This is a genomic window from Streptomyces sp. NPDC111520, assembly GCF_055635295.1.
In genome coordinates this window covers 123,648-143,389 of the sequence record NZ_JBVKBW010000008.1, presented here as the reverse complement: position 1 = coordinate 143,389, position 19,742 = coordinate 123,648, and the positions used below count along the sequence as shown (strand labels likewise).

At 73.4% G+C, this 19,742-nt stretch carries 17 protein-coding genes; 11 read left to right on the top strand and 6 right to left on the bottom strand.

All coding sequences use genetic code 11. The features are described from left to right. Positions 1–271 precede the first annotated feature (271 nt). From ACZ7MY_RS20650 to ACZ7MY_RS20640, 3 genes are all read left to right on the top strand, one after another. The gene (locus ACZ7MY_RS20650) at positions 272–1,465 is read left to right on the top strand and encodes a glycerophosphodiester phosphodiesterase (protein ID WP_499603432.1); all 1,194 of its coding nucleotides are present in this window, start codon (positions 272–274) and stop codon (positions 1,463–1,465) included. A gap of 90 nt (positions 1,466–1,555) precedes the next feature. Next, a complete protein-coding gene (locus ACZ7MY_RS20645; RefSeq protein WP_499603431.1) occupies positions 1,556–2,080 on the top strand; it encodes a sigma-70 family RNA polymerase sigma factor in 525 nt (174 codons plus the stop codon). 123 nt (positions 2,081–2,203) lie between these two features. Further along, positions 2,204–2,713: a GNAT family N-acetyltransferase gene (locus ACZ7MY_RS20640; RefSeq protein WP_499603429.1), complete on the top strand. Its 510-nt coding sequence runs from the start codon at positions 2,204–2,206 to the stop codon at positions 2,711–2,713. 7 nt (positions 2,714–2,720) lie between these two features. Here the strand turns inward: ACZ7MY_RS20640 and ACZ7MY_RS20635 are convergent, their stop codons facing one another. Continuing rightward, on the bottom strand, positions 2,721–3,182 hold the full coding sequence (locus ACZ7MY_RS20635) for a hypothetical protein (RefSeq protein ID WP_499603428.1): 462 nt from the start codon (positions 3,180–3,182) through the stop codon (positions 2,721–2,723). Continuing rightward, on the bottom strand, positions 3,175–3,543 hold the full coding sequence (locus ACZ7MY_RS20630; RefSeq protein ID WP_499603425.1) for a hypothetical protein: 369 nt from the start codon (positions 3,541–3,543) through the stop codon (positions 3,175–3,177). The genes ACZ7MY_RS20635 and ACZ7MY_RS20630 overlap by 8 nt, the downstream gene beginning before the upstream one ends. Positions 3,544–3,993: 450 nt before the next feature. Between ACZ7MY_RS20630 and ACZ7MY_RS20625 the strand changes: the two genes are divergently transcribed. The 3 genes from ACZ7MY_RS20625 to ACZ7MY_RS20615 are packed head-to-tail and all read left to right on the top strand — an operon-like array spanning position 3,994 to position 6,615. Beyond that, the gene (locus ACZ7MY_RS20625; protein WP_499603423.1) at positions 3,994–5,031 is read left to right on the top strand and encodes a methionine ABC transporter ATP-binding protein; all 1,038 of its coding nucleotides are present in this window, start codon (positions 3,994–3,996) and stop codon (positions 5,029–5,031) included. Continuing rightward, a complete protein-coding gene (locus ACZ7MY_RS20620) occupies positions 5,028–5,747 on the top strand; it encodes a methionine ABC transporter permease (protein ID WP_499603421.1) in 720 nt (239 codons plus the stop codon). The genes ACZ7MY_RS20625 and ACZ7MY_RS20620 overlap by 4 nt, the downstream gene beginning before the upstream one ends. Before the next feature lie 37 nt (positions 5,748–5,784). Beyond that, positions 5,785–6,615, top strand: coding sequence for a MetQ/NlpA family ABC transporter substrate-binding protein (locus ACZ7MY_RS20615; RefSeq protein WP_499603419.1), 831 nt, complete (start codon positions 5,785–5,787; stop codon positions 6,613–6,615). A 34-nt stretch (positions 6,616–6,649) separates the two neighbouring features. Here the strand turns inward: ACZ7MY_RS20615 and ACZ7MY_RS20610 are convergent, their stop codons facing one another. Both ACZ7MY_RS20610 and ACZ7MY_RS20605 read right to left on the bottom strand, forming a co-directional pair. Continuing rightward, complete coding sequence (locus tag ACZ7MY_RS20610; RefSeq protein WP_499603417.1) at positions 6,650–7,036, bottom strand: MmcQ/YjbR family DNA-binding protein; 387 nt, start codon at positions 7,034–7,036, stop codon at positions 6,650–6,652. Between the two features lie 42 nt (positions 7,037–7,078). Continuing rightward, entirely contained in the window at positions 7,079–7,846 is a 768-nt protein-coding gene (locus ACZ7MY_RS20605) for a class I SAM-dependent methyltransferase (RefSeq protein WP_499603416.1), read from the bottom strand. Between the two features lie 213 nt (positions 7,847–8,059). Here ACZ7MY_RS20605 and ACZ7MY_RS20600 point away from each other — a divergent pair, with 213 nt between their 5' ends. From ACZ7MY_RS20600 to ACZ7MY_RS20580, 5 genes are all read left to right on the top strand, one after another. Then, positions 8,060–8,704 carry a GNAT family N-acetyltransferase gene (locus ACZ7MY_RS20600; RefSeq protein ID WP_499603415.1) on the top strand — a complete coding sequence of 215 codons (645 nt, stop codon included), beginning with the start codon at positions 8,060–8,062 and terminating at the stop codon, positions 8,702–8,704. Positions 8,705–8,803: 99 nt separating this feature from the next. After that, positions 8,804–10,018 (top strand): precorrin-6y C5,15-methyltransferase (decarboxylating) subunit CbiE, encoded by a 1,215-nt coding sequence (cbiE, locus tag ACZ7MY_RS20595; protein WP_499603414.1) that lies wholly within the window; start codon positions 8,804–8,806, stop codon positions 10,016–10,018. A gap of 251 nt (positions 10,019–10,269) precedes the next feature. Next, positions 10,270–13,518: a nicotinate-nucleotide--dimethylbenzimidazole phosphoribosyltransferase gene (cobT, locus tag ACZ7MY_RS20590; protein ID WP_499603413.1), complete on the top strand. Its 3,249-nt coding sequence runs from the start codon at positions 10,270–10,272 to the stop codon at positions 13,516–13,518. A 1,012-nt stretch (positions 13,519–14,530) separates the two neighbouring features. Next, entirely contained in the window at positions 14,531–15,784 is a 1,254-nt protein-coding gene (cobA, locus tag ACZ7MY_RS20585) for a uroporphyrinogen-III C-methyltransferase (protein WP_499603412.1), read from the top strand. A gap of 46 nt (positions 15,785–15,830) precedes the next feature. Next, positions 15,831–16,649: a TrmH family RNA methyltransferase gene (locus ACZ7MY_RS20580; protein ID WP_499603411.1), complete on the top strand. Its 819-nt coding sequence runs from the start codon at positions 15,831–15,833 to the stop codon at positions 16,647–16,649. Position 16,650: 1 nt separating this feature from the next. On the opposite strand, the gene ACZ7MY_RS20575 is transcribed toward ACZ7MY_RS20580, so the two are convergent. Continuing rightward, positions 16,651–17,775 (bottom strand): acyl-CoA dehydrogenase family protein, encoded by a 1,125-nt coding sequence (locus tag ACZ7MY_RS20575; protein WP_499603410.1) that lies wholly within the window; start codon positions 17,773–17,775, stop codon positions 16,651–16,653. Further along, positions 17,772–18,956, bottom strand: coding sequence for an acyl-CoA dehydrogenase family protein (locus ACZ7MY_RS20570; protein WP_499603409.1), 1,185 nt, complete (start codon positions 18,954–18,956; stop codon positions 17,772–17,774). The genes ACZ7MY_RS20575 and ACZ7MY_RS20570 overlap by 4 nt, the downstream gene beginning before the upstream one ends. Between the last annotated feature and the right edge of the window lie 786 nt (positions 18,957–19,742).

The following is a 19,742-nucleotide window of genomic DNA, read 5'->3' as shown; positions in this document are numbered from 1 at the left end:
GCGGAACAACGGGTCCTCCGGTCGTGGTCGGCGGGAGTCGGCCGGACGCCCGCGGGGTTTCGCTCACCAGTGTGCGCCTCCCCCGGTGAGGACGATACTTCCGCCACGGCGCGACACGCACACCGGGTTCACACGACCGGTACGCATTGTTGACGTGCGTTCCCGTCACGTTCCGTCGCTCGCCGCCCGGGGGCAACACGGGCCCGCCTACGATGCGCCCGTCGCTTGGCAGGTTCCGGACGGACGTTCGGCCCGACACGAGGGAGCGCACATGACGCACGAGCAGCAGGCCGGCCGGGAGCAGGGCAGGGGGCCCGGGCGCCGGGCGCTGATCGGGGCCGCGGCGCTCGGCGCCGGCGTCACCGTGCTCGGAGGCGCGGGCACCGCCGCGGCCGGCGAGCGGAACTCCTCGCACGGCTCCTCCCACGGATCCGTCCCCGTCCTCCCGCTGCCGGTCCCGACCGTCGTCGGCCACCGCGGCGCGAGCGGCTACCGCCCCGAGCACACCCTCGGCTCCTACCAGCTCGCCCTGGACCTCGGCGCCGACGTCATCGAGCAGGACGTCGTCCCCACCAAGGACGGCCACCTCGTCTGCCGCCACGAGCCGGAGATCGGCGGCACCACGGACGTCGCCGACCACCCCGAGTTCGCCTCCCGCCGGACCACCAAGACCATCGACGGGGTCGCCACCACCGGCTGGTTCACCGAGGACTTCACCCTCGCCGAGCTGAAGACCCTGCGCGCGGTCGAGCGCCTGCCCGCACAGCGGCAGCACAACACCCTCTACAACGGCCACTTCGAGGTGCCCACCTTCGAGGAGGTGCTGCGCTGGGCCGACGAGCAGGGCCGCCGCCGCGGCAAGGCGGTGTGGCTGCACGTCGAGACCAAGCACCCCACCTACTTCCGCGGCATCGGCCTCGGCCTGGAGGAGCGCCTCGCCAAGCTGCTGCGCCGCTACGGCCGCGACAAGCGCAACTCGCCGCTGTTCCTGCAGTCCTTCGAGCCCGGCAGCATCCAGCGGCTCGGCGCGCTCGGCCTGCGCAACCCCAAGGTCGTCCTGCTGGACGCGGCGACCACCCGCCCGTACGACTTCGTCGCCGCCGGTGACCCGCGCACCGTCGCCGACCTGGTCACCCCGGCCGGCCTGAAGTGGATCGCCGGTTTCGCGCAGGGCATCGGTCCCACCCTGAACCTGATCATCCCGCGCGACGCGGCCGGCAAGCTCGGCACGCCCACCACCCTGGTGCGCGACGCCCACAAGGCCGGGCTGATCCTGCACCCGTACACGATGCGCAACGAGAACAGCTTCCTGCCCGCCGACTTCCGGGTCGGCACGGACCCCAACGCCTACGGCGACGCCTTCGGCGCCTTCAAGGTCTACTTCGAGCAGGGCATCGACGGCATCTTCTCGGACAACTGCGACACCGCGCTCCTGGCCCGCGCGGAGTTCCTGGCCCGGAGGTGATCGTCAACACCGGGTGATCCTCCTCCCGCGCACGGGTGGTTCCCCCGTCAGGGGGCAACCACCCGGCGCGGCACGGGTGTCCCGGCGGGCATGACCCCGCGCGTACGCCACGAAGAACTGACCGCCATCCGCCCGCTGCTCGCCGCCGAGGCCGCGGCCGAGGCGGTCCCCGCCTGCGTCGAGGCGGCCGATCTCGAACAGTCGGTGTGGCTGCGGCTGCTGGAGCTCCCCGAGCCGCCCGCCGACCCCGCCCGCTGGCTGCGCCGGGCGGTGCGGGCCGAGGCCCGCCTGGCCGTGCGCCGCGCCCGCCGGGAGACGCCGTACGGCCCCGGCCGCCACCTGGCCGCCGAGGCCCTGCCGAGCACCGAACAGCAGGTGCTCGCCGCCGAGCAGCGCCGCACGCTGCTGGCCGCCGCGCGCCGGCTGCCCGGCCGCTGCCCGGAACTGGTGTCCGCGCTGATCTCCCGTTCCGACCCCACGTACCGGGAAATCTCCCGGGAGTTGGGTATCTCACAGGGCAGCCTCGGCCCGATGCGTTCCCGGTGCCTGAGTTGCCTGCGTACGATCCTCGGAACCGGGGTTGCATCACCCGTACGACGGGGTAATGCACCGTAAACAGTCGGCGTATGGACGCTTGTGCACGGCCGCGCCGCCTTCCGGAAACGATTCAGGGCAACGTCCCGCGCCGCACCCTCACCCCCCGCGGCTCGGGCGGACTCGAAGGAGAGGCCAGCGCACATGGGCATGAGCGTGACCATCTCTGCGGCTACCGGCGACGACGCCGAGAAGATCCTCAAACTGCAGTACCTCTGCTACCAGGACGAAGCCGCACTGTACGGGGACTACGGCATAGAACCGCTGACCCAGACCCTCGAGGCGCTGCGCGCCGAACTCGAGGGCGGGATCGTGGTGGTGGCCCGGCTGGGCGAGGAGGTGGTGGGTTCGGTCCGCGGTTCCGTGGACGAGGACGGCACCGCGCGGATCGCCAAGCTGATCGTCCACCCCCGCATGCAGCGGCACGGACTCGGCGGCCGTCTGCTGCGGGCCATCGAGGAGCGCCTGGCCGAGGAGAGCGAGGCCAAGCGGTACCGGCTGTTCACCGGGCACCGCAGCGAGTTCAACCTGCGGCTGTACCGCAAGCTGGGGTACGCGCAGGTCGGCAGCGTCGAACCGGTCACCCGGCAGCTGAGCCTGGTGCACATGGAGAAGCCGGCCGCCCGGCCCGAGACCTACGCCGCGAGCGCCTGACCTCGCGTCAGGACGCGGGGTCCTGCTCGGAGGCCTGCTGTGGCCGCGCCTGCCGGCGCAGCCACAGCAGGCCGGTCACCGGCACGACGACGGGCAGGAACAGGTAGCCCATGCCGTAGTCGGACCACACGGTCTGGTCGGGGAACGCCCCGGAGTCGACCAGCGTCAGAGTGCCCACCGTCAGCACACCGGCCAGTTCGAGCGCGCAGCTGACCAGCGCCACCTTCCGCGCACCCTCGCCACCCCGCCACAGGGCCACCGTGATCACCGCGTAGAGGACGCCCGCCAGCAGGGAGAGCAGGTAGGCCAGCGGCGCCTCGTCGAACTGCATGCTGATCTGCACGATCGCGCGGGAGAGCGCGGCGACGGTGAAGACGCCGTACAGGGAGAGCAGCAGCCTGCCCGGTCCGCGGCCGATGCCGGGCCCGGCGGTCGCGGGCGCGGTGGTGTCCTTCGTGCTCTCAGGCACTGACGCCTCCCCAGATGTCGTGGAGCCGCACCTCCAGCACGGCCAGGATCACCCCGCCCGCGGCCACGATCGCCGAACCCCAGCGGGTGCGCTCGGTCAGCGACATGAAGCCCGCCGCCGGGACGGTGCAGGCGGCGCCGATCAGGTACGCCACGAAGATCGTCGTGCCGTCCACCGGCTTCTCGCCGCCGGTGAGCTTGACCACACCTATCACCAGCTGGACGAGCGCGAGCACCGCCACCAGGACCATGCCGATGAAGTGCCAGTCCTTGGTCGGCTGGTCGCGGAAGGCCGCGAAGCCGCACCAGGCGGCCAGGAGCAGCGCCGTGGCCGAGACCACGATCGTGAGCGCGTCGAGCATGGCGCGACTCTATTACGGGCCGGAACCGGCGGTCCGCGGCCCCCTGGCTGTCCACATTCCGGACTGCCGGACCGGATATTGGTACACCGCTCGGCCGTCTGCTTTACTGGGCCCATGACCACGACGAACCGCCGCTGCCGCGCGACCGAGGCGATGACGCCCGGTGTTCGTCGTATGTGTCGAATGTGTGCACGCTGAGGGCCCACGCCACCTGAGTCTCGTGCCCCGAAGCGAGACCCGCCCCTCCTGCAACGGACCGCACACCCCCATGCTCACGGAATCGCAGCAGACCTTCCGCCGCTGCCGGCTGGCGCACGACCCCCAGCCGCCCGGCACCCACTGCTGACCTCCTCCCGCCCCCCCCGAGGGGCGGAGCCATGCCATGTCCGCGGTCCATACGCCCCGTGTGCGGCTTTCGTCCGCCGCGCACTCGACAGTGACGGAAATCCAGTGATCACCACAACGGGCCTGACCAAGGTCTACCGTTCCCGTGACCGGGAGACGGTGGCCCTCGACGGCGTCGACCTGCACGTCCGCGAGGGCGAGGTCTACGGCGTCGTCGGACGCAGCGGCGCGGGCAAGAGCACGCTCATCCGCTGCGTGAACCTGCTGGAGCGGCCCACCTCGGGCACCGTCGAGGTGGCCGGCCGTGACCTGACCGCGCTGGCCGGCCGCTCCGACCGCGCCGGCTCCGCCCTGCGCACCGCCCGCACCGGCATCGGCATGGTCTTCCAGCACTTCAACCTGCTGTCCTCGCGCACCGTCCGCGACAACGTCGAACTGCCCCTGGAGATCCTCGGGGTCAGCGGCCGCGAACGCCGCCGCAAGGCCCTCGAACTGCTCGACCTGGTCGGCCTGGCCGACAAGGCCCGCGCCTACCCGGCGCAGCTGTCCGGCGGCCAGAAGCAGCGCGTCGGCATCGCCCGCTCCCTGGCCGGCGACCCCAAGGTGCTGCTCTCCGACGAGGCCACCTCCGCGCTCGACCCCGAGACCACCCGCTCGATCCTGCAACTGCTGCGCGACCTCAACCAGCAGCTCGGCCTGACCGTCCTGCTCATCACGCACGAGATGGACGTCGTCAAGGCCGTCTGCGACTCCGCCGCGCTGATGAAGGGAGGCCGCATCGTGGAATCCGGCAAGGTCACCGACCTGCTCGCCACGCCCGGCTCCGAACTGGCCCACGAACTCTTCCCGGTCGGCGGCGAGCCGTCCGGCGAGGGCCGCACCGTGGTCGACCTCACCTTCCACGGGGAGGCCGCCACCGAACCCGTCATCTCCCAGCTCTCCCGCACCTACAACATCGACATCTCCGTGCTGGGCGCCGCCCTGGAGACCATCGGCGGCCGCCAGGTCGGCCGGATGCGGATCGAGCTGCCCGGCGCCTTCGAGGACAACGTGGTGCCGATCGGCTTCCTCCGCGAGAAGGGCCTCCAGGTCGACGTCGCCCCGGCCGCCGGGCACGAGCTGGTCGAGGAGGCCGCGAAGTGACCTGGTCGCAGATGCAGCCGCTGCTGTCGCAGGCCTGTTGGGAAACCCTGATCATGGTCGGCTGGTCCACGCTGATCGCGCTGGCCGGGGGACTGCCGCTGGGCGTCCTGCTGGTACTGACCGACCGCGGCGGACTGCTGCGCAACGCCCCGGTCAACAAGGCCGTCGGCGCGGTCGTGAACCTCGGCCGCTCACTGCCCTTCCTCATCCTGATGATCTCCGTGCTGCCCTTCACCCGCTGGGTGATCGGCACCACCATCGGCGCCGAGGCCATGGTCGTCCCGCTCTCCATCGGCGCCATACCGTTCCTCGCGCGGCTGGTGGAGACCTCCGTACGCGAGGTCGACGGCGGACTCGTCGAGGCCGTCCAGGCCATGGGCGGCAGCACCTGGACCGTCGTCCGCAAGGCCCTGCTGCCCGAATCGCTGCCCTCCCTGATCGCCGGGCTCACCACGACCGTGATCGCGCTCATCGGCTACTCCGCCATGGCCGGCACCATCGGCGGCGGCGGCCTCGGCGACCTCGCCATCCGCTACGGCTACCAGCGGTTCGAGACCTCGCTGATGCTCGTCACGATCGGCGTGCTGATCGTCATCGTGACCGTCGTCCAGCTCGCCGGCGACCTCGCCGCCCGCGCCGCCTCGCACCGCGGCCGCACCTCCACCGCGCCCCGGCTGCGCCTCCTGCGCCCGGCCGCGACCCCCGAAGCCTCCTGACACCGCAAGGCAACACCGTTCCAGAAAGGCACTTTTCGTGCGTACCAGCATCAAGATCACGACCGCCGTCCTCGCCGCCGCCGGCCTCACCCTCGGCCTGACCGCCTGCGGCGGGGACTCCGGCACCAAGAAGGACAGCGCGAGCGATCCGCTCGTCGTCGCCGCGAGCCCCGTCCCGCACGCGGAGATCCTCAACTTCGTCAAGGACAACCTGGCGGCCAAGGCCGGGCTCAAGCTCGAGGTGAAGGAGTTCAGCGACTACGTGACGCCGAACACCGCCACCGAGGACGGCTCGGTCGACGCCAACTACTTCCAGAACCAGCCCTACCTGGACGACTTCAACAAGAAGAAGGGCACCCACATCGTGCCCGTCGTCACGGTGCACCTGGAGCCGCTGGGCCTGTACTCCGACAAGCTGAAGTCCGCGGACGCGATCAAGAACGGCGCCACGATAGCCGTCGCCAACGACGCGGTGAACGAGGCCCGCGGCCTCAAGCTGCTCGCCGCCAACGGCCTGATCACCCTCAAGGAGGGCGTCGGCAACGAGGCCACCCCCGCCGACATCACCGGCAACCCCAAGAACCTGAAGTTCAAGGAGCTCGAGGCCGCCCAGCTGCCGCGCTCCCTCCAGGACGTCGACGCCGCTGTGATCAACGGCAACTACGCCATCTCCGCGGGGCTCAAGCCTGCCCAGGACGCCCTGGTGCTGGAGTCCGCCGACAACAACCCCTACGGCAACTTCCTCGCCGTCAAGGAGGGCAACGAGAAGGACCCGCGTGTGCTGAAGCTGAAGAAGCTGCTCACCACGCCCGAGGTGAAGAAGTTCATCGAGGACACGTACGCCGGCTCCGTCATCCCCTCCTTCTGAGCCACCGGGCCCCGGCGGGGGCCGGACAGCGCGCTCACCGCGCCCCGTCCCCCGCCTCCCCGGGCCAGTCCAGCCGCAGCCGCTCCGCGCGCGGCAGCCGCGCCACCACCAGGTCGTAGGAGTCCTCGACCAGCTCCCGCACCATCGCGTCGGGCAGCGAACCGTCCAGCGTCACCGTGTTCCAGTGGCGCTTATTCAGGTGCCATCCCGGCACGATCGCCGCGTGCTCCGCCCGCAGCCGCACCGCGAGGTCGGGGTCGCACTTCAGGCTCACCTTCAGCGGCTCGCCCCCCAGCGCGCTGATGGCGAAGATCCTCCCGCCGGCCTTGAAGACGGTCACCTCCGGGTCACGGGGGAAGGGGTTCTCCGCCACGGCGCCGTTGAAGGCGAGGCAGAGATCCCTGAGCCGGTCCGCGTCCATGCGCCCATTCAACCGGGCGCCACCGACAGCGGGGGCGACCACTCAGCGGCGCCGCACCCAGTACACGTCCGTGGTGTACGGCATCTCCACGGCGTCCTTGCCGCGCGTGGCGTCGTGCCCGGCCAGCACCGCCTCGACCTCGGCCCGCACCCGCTCCTGCTCGGCCGGGTCCATCACCGCGATGTGGCTGGAGGACGTCATGCGCTCCACCACGTCCGTCACCGTCGTCGAGTGCAGGTTCGGCCAGTGCCGCTCGTGCATCCGCGACCAGCCCGCGCGGCCGGTGAAGGCCTTGCGCCAGCCGCCGTCCAGCGGGCTCGGCAGGTCACGCGGCGCCAGCCGGAAGACGATGTCCTGGTAGTCGCGCACCCACGGGACCGAGGTGTCGTAGGTGTTCCACACCAGCGCCAGCGAACCGCCCGGCCGCAGCAGCCGCTCGACCTCCGCCAGGGCCTCCTCCTCCTGGAACCAGTGCCAGGACTGCGCCGCCACCACCGCGTCCGCGCACCCGTCCGGCAGGCCCGTGGCCTCGGCCGTCCCGCCCGTCACGCGCACCCCCGGCAGCAGTTCCGCGAGTCGCTCCCGCATCTCCGCCACCGGCTCGACCGCGATCACCTCCGCGCCCGTCAGGGCCAGCAGACGGGTGAACTTGCCGGTGCCGGCGCCCAGGTCGACCACCGTACGGCCCGCCTCGAGGGGCAGCGCGTCCGCCAACTCGGCCAGGGCCGCCATGGGGTACGAGGGCCGCGACCGCTCGTACACACCCGCGGCCCGCTGATATCCGACTCCTGCTGCGTGGTGCACCGTCACGCGGGCAGACGGTAGCAGGACCCCATGACCACGGGCGTGGCGGACCTGCGGAAAAGCCGGGGAACAGCACACCAACTGCTCCCGTCGTGCGGATGGTTGGACGTACCCTGGGGCGACGGCCGCGCAGGCCCCCGCAGCGACCCGGTCCTGCGGGTGAACCGGTGGATGCTGCATGCTGTGCACTTCACACATGCCCTGGCTACGGAGCGTCGAATGACCAGCTTCCCGGAGATCTCCATCAGTACGGAGCGGCTGGTGCTGCGCACGTACGAGGAGTCCGACATCCCCGCCCTGGCGGAGATGATGAACGACGAGTCCGTGATCGCCTGGACCTCCGTGCCGCACCCGTACACCGAGGCGGACGCCCGCTCCTTCATCGCCGAGTTCGCCCCCGCCGAGCGCGCGGAGGGCCGGGGCATCGTGCTCGCCGTCACCGAGTTCCTCACCCAGCGGCTGGTCGGCACCGTCCACCTGCAGCGTACCGACTGGCGCATCCGCAGCAGCGAGGCCGGCTACATGATCGCCCCCTGGGCACGCGGCGAGGGCTACGCCGCCGAGGCCGTGCAGGCCACCGCCCAGTGGCTCTTCGACGACCAGAAGTTCGAGCGCCTGGAACTGCGCACCGCCGCCGACAACGCCGCCTCGCAGCAGGTCGCGCAGAAGATCGGCTGCATCAGCGAGGGAGTGCTGCGAGGCGCCGGCCTGGTCCGCATCCGGCCGGAGGGCGAGACCGACGGCCGCTGGGAGGAAGTCCGCACCGATCTCATCGTGTGGAGCCTGCTCCCGGAGGACCTCGACGGCCTCGCGGAGGAGTCCGCCGACGGCTCCGACTACGCGGCGTACGCCGACTGGCAGTGAGCACCCGCTAGCGCAAGATCCTGGCCGGGGTACTGTGCACACCCCGGGATCACTCCACCCGGGCACCACACCGCGACGCGCCCAGGAGGCAGGACGACGATGGCCGACCGTGTCACGGTGATCGGGTGGGACGGCTCACCACCCGGCGAGGCGGCGCGCTCCGCGCTGTCGGCCGCCACGCTGGTGGCCGGGACCCGGCACCACCTGGCACTGCCCTTCGTGCCGGAGGACGCCGAGCGGATCGTGCTGGGGAGCATCGACCTGGCCGCTCGCCGCATCGCGCGGCACCGCGGCACCGCGGTGGTCCTCGCCGACGGCGACCCCGGATTCTTCGGAGTCGTTCGCGCCCTGCGCACCCCCGAGTACGGGCTGGAGGTCGAGGTCGTCCCCGGCGTCTCCTCGGTCGCCCAGGCCTTCGCCCGGGCCGGGATGCCCTGGGACGACGCCCGGGTGGTCGTCGCGCACACCCGCACCCTGCGCCGGGCCGTCAACGTCTGCCGTGCCCACCCGAAGGTCGCCGTGCTGACCGCGCCCGGCGCGGGACCCGCCGAACTCGCCCTGCTCCTCGGCGACGAGCACCGCACCTTCGTGATCTGCGAGGCCCTCGGCACCGAGCACGAGCAGGTCACCGTGCTCACCTCCGACAAGGTGGCCGACCACACCTGGCGGGACCCCAACGTCGTCCTCGTCGTCGGCGCCGCCCCGGCCGCCGGCCCCGTGCCCGTCCCGGCCACCGCGCGGTCCGCCTGGCTGGCGGGCGGGGACCCCGACTCGTCCGACCGCGTACGGGGCTGGGCGCTGCCCGCCGAGCGCTACGCGCCCGAGGACGGCCCCGCGCAGCTGCGCGCCCTGCAACTGGCCCGGCTCGGGCCGCGGGCGGGCGACCTGCTCTGGGACATCGGCGCCGGCGGCGGGGCCGTCGCCGTCGAGGCGGCGCGCTTCGGTGCGGCCGTCATCGCGGTCGAGGCCGACGCCGCGGCGTGCGAGCGGATCGAGGACACCGCACGGGACTTCGGGGTGCAGGTGCGCGTCGTCCACGGCCGTGCGCCGCACGTGCTGGAGGACCTTCCGGAACCGGACATCGTGCGCATCGGGGGCGGCGGAGCGGAGGTCGTCGCGGCCTGCGCCGCACGCCGGCCGGAGCGAATCGCCGCGAGCGCCGCGAACCGGGACGAGGCCGAAGCCGTCAGCCGCGCCCTGGACGAGGGCGGATACACCGTGGAACGCGCGTTGTTGCAGGCAGTGGAGCTGGACGACCAGTGGTCCGAGCGGGAGCGCACGGTGGTCTTCGCGCTCCTCGGACACCGCAGGTGAGCCGGTGGGTTGCGCCCGTATTGGCACCGGTTTGAGGTGAACCCCCCTGGGCGCGCGCGGGCACACGCACGGTAGGCTGACTGACCGCTGTGCCGTCGTCGCGCATTGACGTCGCGTGAGGGCTGATCAGTAATGATCAGTACCGGTCAATCGCCGTCGTCGTGCCGGTTGCCGCCCACGCTCGTTCTCTCTGTGGGCAGTGTGCTCGGCGCAGCGATGGAAGGAGCGAAACCGATGGGCGAGGGGCACGCATGACTGACACCGGCCAGGTCCCGGGTGAGGGACTGCCGGAGAACGCAGGCGAAGAAGCGGTTCTGCAGCCGCACGCCGACCTTCCCGGCAGTGGCGCGCAGCAGCATTCCGTCCCCTCGTGGGACGTCGATCCGCTCACCGCGCCGGTTCCTCCCGAGTACCAGTACCTCGACCAGCCGTCCGGCGTCCTGCCGGTCGACGAGGACGAGGAGATGCTGCTGATGCCGGGTCTGCAGGGGTCCTGGGCCGACCCGCAGCCCGTCCCGCCGCCGGTCCAGGTCGCCGCACCCGTTCCGGCTCCCGCTCCGCCGGCCCCGCCCGTGCCGGTCCCGGCGCAGGTCCCCGCCCCCATCGCCGTTCCGGTCGAGCACACCCCGCACGGGATGCCCGCGGCGCCCGTGGGTGTCGAGCACGACGCCCACGAGAGCGGCGGCCGCGACTCCGTCTCCCTCGACTACTCCGCGGTCCGTACCGAGGTGCCGCTCGTACCGGGGGCCCCGGTACCGGAGCAGGCGCCGGCCGAGCAGCCCGCGCCTCCGCAGCCCGCGCCCTTCGCGGCGGAGCAGACGGTGCCGGAGCAGACGGTGCCCGTGGCGGCGGAGCCCTTCGCCCAGCCCGCGCCCGCCGAGGACCCGGTCCTGGAGGCCGAGCCGGCCCCGCAGCCCCATGTGCCCGCGCAGGCACAGGTGCAGGAGGCCGCCCCCGTACCGCCGCGCCGCCCCCTCCACATGGGCCCCCCGATCCCGGACCCGTCCAACGGCGGCGGCATCGTCCGCTCCCTGGCCGACCGCGGTCCGGCCACCCCGGCCACCCCCACGCCCGTGCCGCAGCCGGTCGCCGCGCCCCTGCGCCAGTCCGGGCCGCCCACCGTGGGCCCCGAGTACCTGGACATCCCCCGCGGCGAGGCGCCGGCCGCGCCCGAGACGCCGGCCGCGCCCGAGGCGCCGGCGCCCGAGGTCGTCGCGCCCGCAGCCGCGGCGCCCGAGGCCGTCGCCCCGGAGCCCGAGCCGGTCGCCGTCGAGCCCGGACCCGAGCCGGTGGCCGTCGAGCCGGTGGCCGTCGTGGCCGCGCCGGAGCCGGTGGCCGTGCCGGAATTCGAGCCGGTGGCCGTGGCCGTGTCCGTGCCGCCGCTGGAAACCCCGGACGAGCCCCTGCCGTTCGGCATGGAGCCGGCCGCCGAGGTGCCCGCGGCAGCGGTCGTCCCGGAGGTGCCCGCGCCCGTCGTGGCGCCGGAGCCGGTCGTGGTGCCCGAGCCCGTCGTCGAGGCCCCGGTGGAGCCCGTCGCGGTGCCCGAGGAGCCGGTCGCCGTCGAACCGGTCGCCGAACCCGAACCCGAACCCGCCCCCGCCCCCGTCGCGGTCGTGGTGGAGGAGCCCCCGGCTGTCGCCGCCGAGCCGCAGCCCGAGCCCGAGCCCGAGGCGCAGGCGGCGCCCGAGGAGCCCGCGGAACCGCAGGCCGCCGAGGAGCCCGAGGCGCCGCAGGCCGAAGAAGAGCAGGACCCGGAGCCGCTGCTGCCCGCCGCCGAGGGCTACGACCCCGCGGTCCGGGACGCCGTGCACCGCGTCATCCGCGAGCGCCGCGACATCCGCAACGGCTTCCGCAAGGACCCGATCCCGCACGAGGTGCTGATCCGCGTCCTGGAGGCGGCCCACACGGCGCCGAGCGTCGGCCACTCCCAGCCGTGGGACTTCGTCGTCATCCGCTCCGCCAAGACCCGGGAGCGCATGCACGAACTCGCCATGCAGCAGCGCGACGCGTACGCCAAGTCCCTCCCCAAGGGCCGCGCCAAGCAGTTCCGCGAGCTGAAGATCGAGGCGATCGTCGACACCCCGGTCAACATCGTCGTCACCGCCGACCCGACCCGCGGCGGCCGCCACACGCTGGGCCGCTACACCCAGCCGCAGATGGCCCCGTACTCGTCGGCGCTCGCCGTGGAGAACCTCTGGCTGGCCGCCCGCGCCGAGGGCCTCGGCGTCGGCTGGGTCAGCTTCTTCGACGAGCGCGAGATGGTCCGCGAACTCGGCCTGCCCGAGCACCTCGAGGTCGTCGCGTACCTCTGCGTCGGCTACGTCGACGAGTTCCCCGAGGACCCCGAACTGGTGCAGTCCGGCTGGTCCAAGCGCCGCCCGCTGTCCTGGGTCGTCCACGAGGAGGAGTACGGCAACCGGGCCCTGCCCGGCGAGGAGCCGCACAACCTCCTGGAGGAGACCCTGCGCGGCATCCGCCCGCTGGACGCCAAGGCGCTCGGCGAGGCCTGGGAACGGCAGAAGCGGATGACCAAGCCGGCCGGCGCGCTCGGCATGCTGGAGATCATCTCCGCGCAGCTCAGCGGTCTGTCCCGGCAGTGCCCGCCGCCGATCCCGGAGCCCGCGGCCGTCGCGATCTTCGCGGGTGACCACGGGGTGCACGCCCAGGGCGTCACCGCCTGGCCGCAGGAGGTCACCGGCCAGATGGTCGCCAACTTCCTCGGCGGCGGGGCCGTGTGCAACGCCTTCGCCAACCAGGTGGGCGCCGAGGTGTGCGTGGTGGACGTCGGCGTCGCCTCCGACCTCCCCAGCACCCCCGGTCTGCTGCCCCGCAAGATCCGTCCCGGGACCGCCGACATGACCGCCGGGCCCGCCATGTCGCGCGAGGAGGCGCTGCGTGCGATCGAGGTCGGCATCGAGACCGCCCGCGACCTCGTCGCCGCGGGCAACAAGGCACTGCTCACCGGGGAGATGGGGGTCGCCAACACCACCGTCTCCGCGGCCCTGATCTCCGTCTACACCGGGGTCGACCCGGCGGAGGTCACCGGGCGCGGCACCGGCATCAACGACGAGATGCACGCCCGCAAGATCGACGTCGTGCGGCGCGCCCTCGAACTCCACCGGCCCGACCCGTCCGACCCGATCGAGGTCCTCGCGGCGATCGGCGGCCTCGAGCACGCGGCCATGGTCGGCCTGCTGCTCGGCGCGGCCTCCCTGCGGACCCCGGTCATCCTCGACGGCGTCAGCGCCGGCGCGGCCGCCCTGGTGGCCCGGGCCATCGCCCCGGAGGTCCTCGCGGCCTGCATCGCCGGCCACCGCAGCGCCGAGCCCGGCCACCGGGCGGCGCTCACCAAGCTGGGCCTGCGGCCGCTGGTCGAGCTCGACCTGCGGCTCGGCGAGGGCACCGGGGCGTTGCTGGCGCTGCCGCTGGTGCAGAGTGCTGCGCGGGCGATGCACGAGGTGGCGACGTTCGACTCTGCCGGGGTCACCGAGAAGTCCTGACGCGGGGGGTCGTGGTGGGCGTAGGTTTTTTCGCCCACCCTCCCGCCCTCCCCCAGCCTTCGGCCGGGGGGACCCCCATCCGGCATGGTTGGTGCGGGCGTGCGCTCTGTGCATGGGTGGGCCGGGGGCGGGGCCTCCGGGGTGGGCATTCTGTACCGCATATTTATGTGCGTGGCGGGCAGCACTCGTCGGTGCCGTCGCTGCTGCACATCACATACACGTCAGCGTCCAGAACGCCCACCCTCCCCCAGCCTTCGGCCGGGGGTGCCCCCACCTCCCCGACCCCCTCCCTATCGACGGCGACCAACGGCCGGTGGGGGGTTCGAAGGCGGTCCGGCGTACCCCAGTTCCCCAACTGCCCCCGACCGGGGAGACGGGCAGCGGGGCTGTGCGTTCGCAGGGCGGTCCGGGGTCACCCCGGTCGCCCTACTGACCCCCCACCGGCCGTCCTGCGCCCATACGACGGGAGGGGGTGTGTCGGGGTGCTCCCCCCGGCCGAAGGCTGGGGGAGACGAGCGGCGGACGCGGTGCCGAATGACGTTGGCGTAAACCGCGAGCGTTCTGGGGGTCCCCCCGGCCGAAGGCTGGGGGAGTGCGCCGGCGCGGCGCCGACCCCACCACAACGTGCGCAGGCCCGCACCAATCGCGCCGGATGGGGGTCCCCCCGGCCGAAGGCTGGGGGAGGGAGGGCGGGAGACAGCCCGCCGCAGGCGCAAACAACCCGCACACGAGAACCGGCCGCAAGCAAACGACCCGCACACAACAAGCGGGCATCCCGGCGCAGCCGCCCGCAGGCTAAAACAACTCGTACACAACAACAGGCCGCAACCACGAACCCCGGGTAGCGCCGCAGGTGTGATCTTGGGCGCTGCGCCCCAGCCCCACCGCACCGTAGGGTTGGTGCGGGGCAGGGTCGCCCCGCAACCCCACCCCGTCACGCCGCGAGGCAAACGCCGCAAGGCACACGCCGCAAGGCGAACGCCGCGAGGCACACCCTAGGAGCCGCACCGCCATGACAGCCGCCGAGGACCGCAACGACCCACCCGCACCCGCCTACCCCGTCGGACTGCGCCTCACGGGCCGGCGCGTGGTCGTCCTCGGCGGCGGCCAGGTGGCCCAGCGCCGGCTGCCCCCGCTGGTCGCGGCCGGGGCCGACGTCGTCCTGGTCTCCCCGTCCGCGACGCCGTCCGTGGACGCGATGGCCGCCGCCGGCGAGATCCGCTGGGAGCGCCGCCGTTACCGGCCCGGCGACCTCGCGGACGCCTGGTACGCGCTGATCGCCACCACCGACCCCGAGGCGAACGCCGCGGCCTCCGCGGAGGCGGAGGAGCGCCGGGTGTGGTGCGTCCGCAGCGACGACGCCGACGCGGCGACCGCGTGGACCCCGGCGACCGGGCGGACCGAGGGCGTGACGGTGGCCGTCCTGACCGGCCGGGACCCGCGGCGTTCCGCGGCCGTGCGGGACGCGATCGTGGAGGGCCTGCGCGACGGCTCGCTCGCGGCGCCGCAGCACCGGGGGAGGACCCCGGGGGTGGCGCTGGTGGGCGGCGGCCCGGGAGACCCGGACCTGATCACCGTGCGCGGCCGCCGGCTGCTCGCGGAGGCGGACGTCGTCATCGCCGACCGCCTCGGCCCGCGCGACCTGCTCGACGAACTGCCCCCGCACGTCGAGGTGATCGACGCCGCCAAGATCCCGTACGGCCGGGCGATGGCCCAGGAGGCGATCAACGCGGCGCTGATCGAGCACGCGAAGGCCGGCAAGGCGGTCGTGCGGCTCAAGGGCGGGGACCCGTACGTGTTCGGGCGCGGCATGGAGGAGGCGGAGGCGCTGGCCGAAGCCGGCATCCCCTGCACCGTGGTGCCCGGGATCTCCAGCTCCATCAGCGTTCCGGCCGCCGCCGGCATCCCGGTCACGCACCGGGGCGTGGCCCACGAGTTCACGGTGGTCAGCGGTCATGTGGCGCCGGAGGACCCGCGTTCGCTGGTGGACTGGGCGGCCCTCGCCCGGCTGCGCGGCACGCTGGTGCTGCTGATGGCCGTGGAGCGGATCGGCCCGATCGCGGCCGCGCTCGTGGAGCACGGCCGGGGCGCGGACACCCCCGTCGCGGTGGTCCAGGAGGGCACGACGGCGGCCCAGCGCCGGATCGACGCGACGCTCGCGACGGTGGGGGAGCGGGTGGCCGCGGAGGGCGTCCGGCCGCCCGCGGTGATCGTCATCGGCGAGGTCGTCGCCGTGGGCGATCGCGTAACCGGCGGTAACCAGTGACGTCGGTGCCGTTGGCACCGCACTTCGGACAAGGCAGTATCACCCTGTGGCTGAGCTCATCACCATCGACGATCCCGACGACCCGCGCCTGCGCGACTACACGTCCCTGACGGACGTGGAGCTGCGCCGGCGCCGCGAGCCCGCCGAGGGACTGTTCATCGCGGAGGGCGAGAAGGTCATCCGGCGTGCCCGGCAGGCCGGTTACCGCATGCGCTCCATGCTGCTGTCGGCCAAGTGGGTCGACGTCATGCGGGACGTCATCGACGAGGTCCCGGCGCCGGTGTACGCGGTCAGCCCGGAGCTCGCCGAGCAGGTGACCGGCTACCACGTGCACCGCGGCGCCCTCGCCTCGATGCAGCGCAGGCAACTGCCCGTCGCCGCCGACCTGCTGGGTGACGCGCGGCGGATCGTCGTCATGGAGTCGGTCAACGACCACACCAACATCGGCGCCATCTTCCGCAGCGCGGCGGCCCTCGGCATGGACGCCGTCCTGCTCTCCCCGGACTGCGCCGATCCGCTCTACCGCAGGTCGGTGAAGGTCTCGATGGGCGCCGTCTTCTCCGTGCCGTACGCCAGGCTGGAGAACTGGCCCCGGGACCTGGAGACGGTCCGGGAGGCGGGCTTCAAGCTGCTCGCGCTGACCCCCGACGAGAAGGCCGCCGACATCGACGAGGCAGCCCCGCACCGGCTGGAGCGCGCGGCGCTGATGCTCGGCGCCGAGGGCGACGGCCTGTCGACCCGTGCCCTGGTCGCCGCCGACGAGTGGGTGCGCATCCCGATGGCGCACGGGGTGGACTCGCTGAACGTGGGGGCGGCCGCCGCCGTCGCGTTCTACGCGGTGGCGACCGGCCGCCCCCGGGACTGACTCAGCCCGCCGCGGCCGGCAGGTCCACCAGCGCGGCGAGGGCGGCCCGGTGGCGGCCGGGCGTGCCCAGGGCGATCTCGTCGGCCTTGGCGCGCTTGAGCCGCAGGTGGGCCGGGTGCTCCCAGGTCATGCCGATGCCGCCGTGCAGCTGGACGCACTCCTCCGCGGCCCGCACCGCGACCGGGGCGCAGAACGCCTGCGCCACGGCGACCGCGACCGGGGCGTCCGCGCCGTCGCCCGCGAGCGCGTCAGCGGCGTTGCGCGCGGCGGCGCGGGACTGGACGATCTCCAGCCACAGGTCCGCCAGCCGGTGCTTGAGGGCCTGGAAGGAACCCACGACCCGGCCGAACTGGTGACGCTCCTTCAGGTACGCCACCGTCTCGTCCAGGCACCGCTGGGCCAGGCCCAGTTGCTCCGAGGCCAGCAGTCCGGCACCCGTCAGCAGCGCCCGTTCCACGGCCGCCGCGGCCGTCGCGGGCCCGGCGACCCGGCGGGCCGCCGCCCCGTCGAAGGCGACGTCGGCGATCGGCCGGGTCAGGTCGAGCGGCACCGGCACGGACAGGGCGACGCCGGGTGCGTCGGTGGGTACCTCGTACAGCCCGGGCCCGTCGGGACCGGTCGCCGGCACGATCAGCACGTCCGCCGCGGTCGCGTCGGCGACGCTGGTCACACGCCCGCGGAGGACGCCGTCCGCGTCGGCACGCACCGCCCGGCCGAGGTCCGCACCCGGCGCCGAGGGCAGCGGCACGGCCAGCGCCGCCGTCCGCTCCCCCTCCGCCAGCCGGGCCACGAGGGCGTCGGCCTCCGAGGTGCCGCTCGCCAGCAGCGCCGTGGTGGCCAGCACGGCACTGCCCAGGAAGGGCACGGGCGCCACGAAGGCCCCCAGTTCCTCCAGCACGACCGCGGCCTCCCGCGCGGAGGCCCCCTGGCCGCCCAGCTTCTCCGGCACCAGCAGCCCGGCGACCCCCACCTCGCGGGCCAGGGTCCGCCACAGCGCGGCGTCGTACGGCTCCGAGCCCTCGCAGCGCGCCAGGACGTCCGCCGGCGCGCACCGGTCGGTGAGCAGAGCGCGCACCGCGGCGCGCAGGTCGTTCTCGACGTCGGAGTAGAGCAGGTCGGAACTCATCGCGGCAGGTCCTTCCAGGGGACGTCCTTGTCCGTACGGGGCTCGGAGGGCAGGCCGAGGACACGCTCGGAGATGATGTTGCGGAGGATCTCGGACGTCCCGCCCTCGATCGAGTTGCCCTTGGCCCGCAGGTAGCGGTAACCGGCGTCGCGGCCGTAGAAGTCGACGATCTCCGGGCGGGTCATCGTCCAGTCGCCGTAGCGCAGTCCGTCCTCGCCGAGCAGCTCGACCTCCAGGCCGCTGATGCGCTGGTTGAGCGAGGCGAACGCGAGCTTCATGCCCGAGCCCTCGGGGCCCGGGGCGCCCAGCGCGAGCTGCTGCCGCAGCCGTTCGCCGGTGAGACGGGTGACCTCGGCGTCCACCCACAGCCGCAGCAGCCGGTCGTGCAGGTCCGGCGTGCGCAGCCCGGGTTGCTCCCGCCACGTGGCGGCGACGGTGCCGATCATCCCGCCCTCGCGGGGGAGCGCCGTGCCGCCGATGGCGACCCGCTCGTTCATCAGCGTCGTCTGCGCCACCCGCCAGCCGTCGCCGACCTCGCCCAGGCGGTGTGCGTCGGGGATCCGCACGTCCGTCAGGAAGACCTCGTTGAACTCGGCCTCTCCCGTGATCTGCCGCAGCGGCCGCACCTCGACGCCGGGGGCGGTCATGTCGCACACGAAGTACGTGATGCCCTGGTGCTTGGGGACGTCCGGGTCGGTGCGGGCGATGAGGATCGCCCAGCGCGCGTTGTGGGCGTTGGACGTCCACACCTTCTGGCCGGTCACGATCCAGTCGTCGCCGTCGCGTACGGCCCTGGTGCGCAGGCCCGCCAGGTCCGAGCCGGCGCCGGGCTCGCTGAACAGCTGGCACCAGACCTCCTCCCCGGTCCACAGCGGGCGCAGGAAGCGGGCCTTCTGCTCCTGCGTGCCGTACCGGAGCACGGTGGGGGCGGCCATCCCGAGGCCGATGCCGATCCGCCGCGGCTCGTTGTCCGGCGCCCCGGCGGCGCTCAGCTCGGCGTCCACGACCCCCTGCATCGCGCGGGGCGCGCCCAGGCCGCCGAGGCCCTCCGGGTAGTGCACCCACGCCAGCCCGGCGTCGAACCGGGCCCGCAGGAAGTCCGGGCGGGCCGTCGCCGCCGGATCGTGAGAGGCCAGCAGCGCGCGCACGCGCTCGCGCAGCACCTCCGGTGTGACCGTCATGCGAATGCGTCCCTCCGCGTATGGGTAGCCTAAGCAAGCGCTTAGAAATTAACCCACGGGGCGCACTTTCGTCACCCCCCCCGGGACGTTGTGTGCGGGTGCGTCGTGGTTTCTGTTGGGGGTTCCCCCGCCCTCCCGCCCGATTGCCCGGCACGGTTGGTGCGGGCCTGCGCACTGTGCATGGGTGGGCCGGGGGCGGGGCCTCCGGGGTGGGCATTCTGTACCGCATATTTATGTGCATGGCGGGCACCTGCGCTTGGTCACCCGGGATGCCGCACATCAAATACACGTCAGCGTCCAGAACGCCCACCCCTACGACCCCACCCCCTCCGTATCCGTGGCGGCCAACGGCCGGTGGGTGGTCAGAAGGCAGTCCGGGGGTACCCCGGTTGCCCATCTGACCCGCACCGAGGAGACGAGCAGCGGAGGTGTGGGGTCAGAGAGCGGTCCGGGGTTTGCGCACGTGCCTATCTGCCCCCCACCGGCCGTTGTGCGCCCATATGGCGGGAGGGGGTGTGTCGGGGTGTGCCCATGGGGGTCCCCCCGGCCGAAGGCTGGGGGAGACGAGCGGCGGACGCGGTGCCCAAGGATGTGGACGTGAACCGCGAGCGTGTGGGGGTCCCCCCGGCCGAAGGTTGGGGGAGTGCGCCGGCGCGGCCCCGACCCCAGACGAACTTGCGCAGGCCCGCACCAATCGCGCCGGATGGGGGTCCCCCCGGCCGAAGGCTGGGGGAGGGCGGGAGGGTGGGAGACAGCCCGCCGCAGGCGCAGACAACCCGCACACAA